This window comes from Mizugakiibacter sediminis (assembly GCF_000953855.2).
Classification (GTDB): domain Bacteria; phylum Pseudomonadota; class Gammaproteobacteria; order Xanthomonadales; family Rhodanobacteraceae; genus Mizugakiibacter; species Mizugakiibacter sediminis.
On record NZ_DF970265.1, the window covers coordinates 1 to 5160 of the forward strand.

6 protein-coding genes are annotated in these 5160 nt (G+C 71.8%); all 6 read right to left on the reverse strand.

The window, feature by feature from the left end; translation table 11 throughout:
• Positions 1-539 (reverse strand): hypothetical protein (locus tag MBSD_RS13915; RefSeq protein WP_062537896.1); only part of this gene is annotated, 539 nt, incomplete at its 3' end.
• Positions 536-1276 carry a hypothetical protein gene (locus tag MBSD_RS13920; RefSeq protein ID WP_062537897.1) on the reverse strand — a complete coding sequence of 247 codons (741 nt, stop codon included), beginning with the start codon at positions 1274-1276 and terminating at the stop codon, positions 536-538. The genes MBSD_RS13915 and MBSD_RS13920, both read right to left, overlap by 4 nt.
• Positions 1277-1281: 5 nt before the next feature.
• Entirely contained in the window at positions 1282-1809 is a 528-nt protein-coding gene (locus MBSD_RS13925; RefSeq protein ID WP_062537898.1) for a phage tail protein, read from the reverse strand.
• Between the two features lie 10 nt (positions 1810-1819).
• On the reverse strand, positions 1820-3445 hold the full coding sequence (locus MBSD_RS13930; RefSeq protein ID WP_062537899.1) for a phage tail sheath family protein: 1626 nt from the start codon (positions 3443-3445) through the stop codon (positions 1820-1822).
• Between the two features lie 34 nt (positions 3446-3479).
• Positions 3480-3752 carry a hypothetical protein gene (locus MBSD_RS13935; RefSeq protein WP_062537900.1) on the reverse strand — a complete coding sequence of 91 codons (273 nt, stop codon included), beginning with the start codon at positions 3750-3752 and terminating at the stop codon, positions 3480-3482.
• A 189-nt stretch (positions 3753-3941) separates the two neighbouring features.
• Positions 3942-4919 (reverse strand): sigma 54-interacting transcriptional regulator, encoded by a 978-nt coding sequence (locus MBSD_RS13940; protein WP_082306688.1) that lies wholly within the window; start codon positions 4917-4919, stop codon positions 3942-3944.
• Positions 4920-5160 lie beyond the last annotated feature (241 nt).

Sequence of the window (5160 nt, forward strand, 5' to 3'; positions counted from 1 at the left end):
GGCCGCAAGGCGCGCGACACCGCCGCGGCCGGCGCAGGTTGCGCCGAGGCGCGCGCAGGCGCCGCGGGGGCCGGCGTGGGCATCGTCTGCGGCGGCGCGATGCGCACGCTGCGCGGCGCGACCGGAGACGATGGCGGCGAAGGCAGTGACGCATGTGGCGCCGTTGCAACCGGCGGTACCGACGGCGTCGCGTGGACACGCGGACGGACGGCGTCCCCGGGAACGTCCGCCTTGCGCGCGACATCGCGCGATGCGCGCGGCGGTTCGAATGGCGCGCGTTCGGCGGCGACCACGCGCGGCGAAGCCGGCGCGATGACGGCCGGCGCCGGCGGCGACGCAGACGACGCCCGGGCCGTCACGGCCGGCGGCGCATCCGCTGCCGCCGGTGCGGGCGCTTCGCGTTCGGCCGCGCTTTCGAGCGCAGCGGCCGCCGGCGCGGGCGCGCCCGCCGCCGGTTCGAACAGCGACGGCAACCGCGGCGCCAGCACCGCTTCCGCGCCGATCGCGCGCGCCGCCAGCCGGGCGAAGAAATCGCTCATGACGCGCACAGCTCCAGATAGGCTTGGCGCCGCCGCGGGCTGAGCGCCAGGATGTCCGCCTCGCGCCAGTGATAGGCGCGCGCCAGCGCGTCGACGTCGCGCAGCAGCCGCTGCGCCCAGACGTCCAGCTCCTGCCAGAGGAAGCTCGCGATGTCGAACGTCAGCTCCCAGGCGTGGCCGCACTCGGGACAGGCGAAGGCCAGGCGCAGGTCGGCCTGCGGGTCGGCTTCGGCCATGGCCTGCGCCAGCGCATCGACCACCGGCGGCGGCAGCTCGCGCGGCGCGCATGGCGCGCCGTCCCATTCCGCGTCGAGCACGCAGCGCGCGAGCAGGTCGTCGCGCGCCGCGGCGACGTCGGCGTGCGCGGCCAGCGCCTCCAGATCGGCACCGGCGGGCAGGCGGTAGCGCACGCGCGCGCCCGTGGTCCACAGCGTGCGCTCGCCCGCGGCAGCGGCATCGGTCCCGGCGCATGCCTGCAGGTCGCTGCAGCGGAACGTGGCCTCCACCGCGGTCACGCAGCGCGGACACGTCGCCGTGCCCGTCACCTCCGGCCCGAACAGGCGCGCACGCAGTTCGAGCAGGCGCGCGTCGCGCTGCCCGAGCGGCAGCGCCGCCTGCGCCGCGGCGTCGAGATCGTCGCAGGCCACGCCGCACAGCAGCCGCGCGCGCGCCGCGGCGGACTGGTCGCTGCCGCGCTCCCAGACCTCGAGCAGCTGCGCGGGCGTCGGCGTGCGCATACGGCTCAGGCGGCGGGTTCGGTGAACGTGGGTTCGGCCGGCTCCGGCACCTCGTAGTCGCGCTCCCAACCTTCGTTCTCGAGCTTGAGGTGTTGGATCGCGACCGCGTTGGCGTTGGCGTCCAGATCCGGCAACGCCTGGTATTCGGACACCCAGCAGCGGTACACCTTGTAGGCGAGCGCGAGCTGGCCGGCCTCGTTGTAGACCTCGATGATCAGGTCCTTGCGGAAGTCCTTCAGCGAGACCTCGGCGCCGAGGCCGGAGCCGAAGTTCCACACCTTGTTCGCCCACTTCTCGAACTCGGTGTCGTGGGTGACGCCGCGCTCGATGGTGATCGCCTCGTACTCGGTGCGCCCGGGCGACTTGCGGCTGCTGGAGGGATCGCCGCCCTCGCGGTGCTTGACTACCTCGGTGGTGCGCTTCAGTCCGGAGACCTTGCTGACGCCGGCCACGTAGCGGCCGTCCCACTTCACGCGGAACTTGAAGTTCTTGTACGGATCGAAGCGCTGCGCGTTGACGCTGAACTGGGCCATGGCGCTCTCCTCAGCTCTGGATCTGGCCGGCCATCTGCTGCAGCTTGATGACCACGAATTCGGCGGGCTTCAGCGGCGCGAAGCCGACGACGATGTTGACGATGCCGAGGTTGATGTCGTTCTGCGTCGTCGTCTCCTTGTCGCACTTGACGAAGTAGGCGTCCTGCGGCGTCTTGCCCTGGAACGCGCCCTGGCGGAACAGGTTGTGCATGAACGCGCCGACGTTCAGGCGGATCTGCGCCCACAACGGTTCGTCGTTGGGCTCGAACACCACCCACTGCGTGCCGCGGAACAGGCTCTCCTCGATGTACAGCGCGAGACGGCGCACCGGCACGTACTTGTATTCGTCGGCCAGCAGGTCGGCGCCGCGCAGCGTGCGCGCGCCCCACACCACCGGGCCGATCAGCGGGAAGCTGCGCAGGCAGTTCACGCCGATCGGGTTGAGCATGCCGTTCTCGCCGTCGGTCAGCTTCACCGCCAGGCCCTGCACGCCGCTCAACGCTGCGTCGAGACCGGCCGGCGCCTTCCACACGCCGCGCTGCACGTCGGTGCGCGCCATCACGCCGGCGACGATGCCGCAGGGCACGAAGGTGTCGGTCTGGCCACCGCGCGCGGGGTCGGCCTCGAGCACGCGCGGGAAATACAGCGCGGCATTGCGCGCGGCGTCGCCGCTCAGGCCGAGCGCGGTCAGCGCCTGGTTGTTGTTTTGGGTGATGCCGCCGGCGCTGCTCCAGTCGGCCGGCGCATCGACGATCAGCAGCGCGCGGCGTTCGACGCAGAACGCCAGCGCGGTCTGGTACACCGCCGGCGACGTGCTGCCGTCGCGCACGTCGGGCGGGATGCACAGCAGGTTGAACAGGTCGACTTTCTTCAGCGCATAGATGCCGGTCTTGGCGTTGGCGTCGCCCTGGTAGGCGGCGTCGTCCAGCGCGGCGCTGTCCGCCGCCTGGTCGGCGGGCGCGACGCCGGTCGAGGACTTGTCGAGGTCCCAGACGGTCTTGCCGCCGGCGATGTCGCTCGGGCTGAGATCCTGATGCGCGGTCGGCACCGTGGTCGCGGGCAACGTCAGCGAGGCGGCGACGCGCACCAGCGAGGAGCCCGCCTTCAGCACGCGGTCGGCGCGACGCGGGCTCTCCTTGACGGTGAGGTTGAGGAAGCTCTCCTGCGCGCCGCTGTCCATGTCGCGCACGGTGAGGTTGAACAGGTCGCTGCTCGCCAAGCCGTAGCGCGCGGCGACGTCGGCGGAGACGTTGGCGTCGATGCGCGCGCGCAGCTTGTTGCCCCAGGCGCCGGCGGAGGCTGCTTCCAGCGGCAGGTTGGCGATCTTGATCGCGGCCTTGGCCGGCTTGCCGGCATTGGTCTTGTACAGGCGCACGATCACCGCCTGCGCGCCGCCGTTCAGATAGAAGTCGCGCACGGCGTAGCCCATCGGATAGGCGGGGTCGAGCTTGCCGAAGCTGCGCTCGAAGTCGCCGTAGCTGTTGACGGTCACCGGCCCGTCCGTGTCGGCGTCGCTCGGCCCGCGCGCGGCGCGGCCGATGAACGCGGTGATCGAGGTGGCCACGCCGGTGATCGTGCGTACGCCGCTGGGAATTTCCTCGATGTAGACGCCCGGAAACGTGAGCGCAGATGGCATGACCCTGTCCTCCGTCGTGGAAACGTTCGCCGCCTCAGTGCGCGCGCGGCGGCCTCGCCTTTTCGTTCAGCGCGTACAGCACGGCACCATCGGGCAGGCGGTCGCGGCGCAACTGCCCGCCGGCGACCAGCCGGCCGAGCGCGCGCTCGATGCGGCTGCGCGCGGTCTCGTAGCGCTGCAGCGGCAGCCACCAGTTGACGATGCCGTCGAGGGTGTCGGCGGCCTTGGGGTGGTCGCGCAGGTATGCGAGCACCGCGCCCTCGATCTCGCCGTTCTCCGCGGCGCCTTGTCGCCGGTGGTCCGCCATGACCGCACCTCCGTAGGCATGTGTTCCCTTAGGGAGCAACGAGCGTGCCGCCTGCCCCGCCGACGCAACGGGTTGAGTCGCAACGGGATTGGAGTGCGCGGCGAGCGCCGAAGCGGGTCGCCGGCGACCCGGAAACGCGTGGCTGCGGGGATGGATGCACCCGGTGCGGGCGGCTTCGGCGCGGTCCGCTCACACGGAGCGGTAGCGATCCTTCTCGATGCCGTGCTTCTTCAGCAGCTTGCCGAGCTGGCGGCGCTCGGTGCCGGACAGCCGCGCGGCCTCGCTGACGTTGCCGCAGGCGCGACGCATCAGCGCGGTGAGATAACTGCGCTCGAAGGCCTGGATGGCGCGGCTCTTGGCGATGCTGAAGCTGGCGGTCGCCTCGTCGGCGTGCGTCTGCTCGGCATCGGCGATCGGCACCAGCGCCGGTTCCGCCGCCAGCAATTCGGCAAGCCCGACACTGTCGCCCTCGGCGCGCAGGTAGGCGCGCAGGACCACGTTCTCCAGTTCGCGCACGTTGCCCGGCCAGGCGTACGCCGCCAGCGCGCGCAACGCCTCGGCGGTCCACGGCTTGGGGTCGGTGCCTAGCCGGCACGCAGCCGCGACGATGAAGTGCTCGGCCAGCAGGGCGACGTCGCCTTCGCGCTCGCGCAGCGGCGGCAGGCGCACGTACAGCGGATTCAGGCGGTACTGCAGGTCGCGGCGGAAGCGTCCCTCGATCGCCAGGCGCTCCAGGCAGGCATTGCTGGCGGCGATGATGCGCGCGTCGGCGGCGCGCGCCACGTTGCCGCCGACCGGGCGGTACTGGTTGTCCTGCAGGAAGCGCAGCAGGGTCACCTGCGCCTTCGCCGACAGCGCGTCCACTTCGTCGAGGAACAGCGTGCCGCCGCGGGCGTGGTCGACCAGGCCGGGCCGCGCGCTGCGGGCGTCGGTGAACGCGCCGCGGCAGTGGCCGAACAGCTCGCTCTCGATCAGGGTGTCGGGAATCGCGCCGCAGTTGACCGGCACGAACGGCCGTTCGCGGCGCCTGCTGGCGTAGTGGATCTCGCGTGCGGCCAGCTCCTTGCCGGTGCCAGTCTCGCCCTCGATCAGCACCGGCGCGTCGCAGGACGCGTAACGGCGCAGCAGCGCCCGCGCCAGATTGAAGGCCTGGGATTGGCCGAGCATGGCCGGCATGTCCCGCTCCCCGAGTCGCCCGTCAGTCGCCTGACGCCGCGTCCCCTGTTACGCAGCGGGCCTTGCGGGAGGCATTCTGGCATAACCGGAAGCAGCCGGGATGCTCTTGTCTGTAGGGAAATTCCGACAACTTGCGTAGTCCGCCTCGCCTGCGCCGGCCACCTCCCGGGGTCCCGCCCCCACGGCTCGGGCACGGGCGGCGGAAACGGGCCGCTGCGGCCCCAAAAAAAAA